Origin of the sequence: Vibrio sp. M260118 (genome assembly GCF_036533755.1) — a bacterium.
Lineage (GTDB): Bacteria > Pseudomonadota > Gammaproteobacteria > Enterobacterales > Vibrionaceae > Vibrio.
The window spans coordinates 1-1,871 of the sequence record NZ_JATABG010000521.1 but is presented as its reverse complement, the minus strand read 5'-3'; the positions used below and the strand labels follow the sequence as shown (position 1 = coordinate 1,871).

The 1,871-nt window shown below is 40.8% G+C and carries 2 protein-coding genes; one reads left to right on the top strand and one right to left on the bottom strand.

Annotated features, from left to right (window positions below; genetic code table 11):
- Positions 1–554: peptidase M15 (locus QTO00_RS19120; RefSeq protein ID WP_331426163.1), on the top strand; the 554-nt coding region annotated here is incomplete at its 5' end.
- Between the two features lie 982 nt (positions 555–1,536).
- Here the strand turns inward: QTO00_RS19120 and QTO00_RS19115 are convergent.
- A partial coding sequence (locus QTO00_RS19115) for a DUF3800 domain-containing protein (protein ID WP_331426162.1) occupies positions 1,537–1,871 on the bottom strand: 335 nt, incomplete at its 5' end.

The window sequence follows — 1,871 nt, the reverse complement described above, 5'->3', positions numbered from 1 at the left end:
AAATTTCACAGATAGAAAGGATACCTAACGTCCCCGATTTCCCAGATGTTGCAATTGAAGCAGGAAAAAACTTATGCTCTCATTTGCTTGAGCCTATCGAAAAAGCGTTCGGCCGGATTTCGATACGTTCGGGTTATCGCTCTCCATCAGTTAATGCTAAAGGTGCCGAAAATAGCAATCAATACAATTGCGCGAGTAATGACAAGAACTATGGTAAGCATATATGGGACTATCGGGATAAAGATGGTTGTTTAGGAGCTACCGCTTGTATTGTAGTGAACTCGTTTATTCCTTATTACGAACGAACCCATCATTGGCAAGCATTGGCTTGGTGGATTCATGATAATTTACCGGAATACTCAGAAATGTATTTCTTTCCCAAGTTGGCCGCCTTCAACTTAACGTGGAGTGAAAGGCCAAAGAAAGTAATAAAAAGTCACATTACTGGCTCTCGAGGAGTTCTTACTAAACCAACAATGGCAAACTTTAAAGGCAGTCACGCTGATGAGTACGCCAAACTCCTAGAGGAACTACAAAATGAGCAGGTTACTTGAAACCTCCAAGCTTTGGGACAGAAGTGCCTTAGACATACTTAACTTGGGATAAAGCTGTTGTGTTTAACTCTTCATCGTATCCTGTAACCCTACCTGCATTATCAACTAGAATTACACTTGTCTAAATGGATTGAGGGTGAATTGAGAAATGATTCTGGGCAAATTGTTGGTATCGGCTACTTACGCAGCTCGAATACCGCCAGAACTATATAATGAAGAAAGTGACATAACTTTCTTTGAGTTTGTCCTGTTTGTGCTAAGTGTTTGTATTATCATCTTTTTATTTGTTCTGGTTCGCAATCTTATAAGGGATGCTAGCAGACTAATCATAGACACTTGGCGTTTAAAAACTCGCACACCAAGAGTACAAGTGCACCATGGCATTGCATTCCCTAAAAATAGGGTCGTCTATATTAGCGACTTTAATATTCCCCTGCCAAAACCTTTAAACACTAGCCTTCATGCATCCCTCAACATCTGGATTTTTCCATATGCTTTAAGAGAATCAAGTGGCTATTCATCTTTTGCGCAAGCCATAAACTATCAGCCCATACTGCTTCTAGAGGATGATGAGCAGAGTAATATTGTTATGCTCGTCAATGATCGGGAAATTTATAGGGTTCCTTTACATTTCCGATGGAGAGGCCTTCATGGTTATTCTCAGTTAATGATATATTCGGATCAAGTTACTCTAGATGGAGAAAGACTGAAACCTCTTATGTATCAATCTACTAGTTAAGTTTCAGTGTCAATATTGCTCTCGTAGATAGTTTATAGTCTGCTCCAAGAACATCTGGCGAAGTTGTTCGGTTCTTTGCTATGAAAAGATAAGTTTAATATCGTTGCAGTGGTTGTAGTGGCACGCTGAAGTTGACCATTTAATAAGATCTCTAGAACGAACCTGTTCCAGCTAGCTCTGGGACAAAAGCGCCTTGGAATTTAATTTGTAGCGTCTCTAGATTAAGAGGCGCTACGCAAAAGTCTATTGAACCACTTCGGGGTTTGGCTTAGCCCTAGCTAGAAAAAGAGGCGTATAGTTTGCTGCATTGATTCCGCCGTCATGCACAGTCCCTAAATCTTTGGGGTCTACATCCAGTGTGGGCCATATCCTGTTATGACCAATGAAACGATCAAGGTTGAGTTTATCAAGCTCTAGGAATAAGTAGTCCTCTTTTTCCCCTCTCGCTATGCCCGCCGCCCAATATGCAAACCCGCTGGCTAAAATGTCTGCAATTTGGATTTGGGGATGTGCTTTAGAATCAACAAATTTAAGGGATTTTCCTTTGAGTGGAAGTTCATACTTACGTCTATCATAGC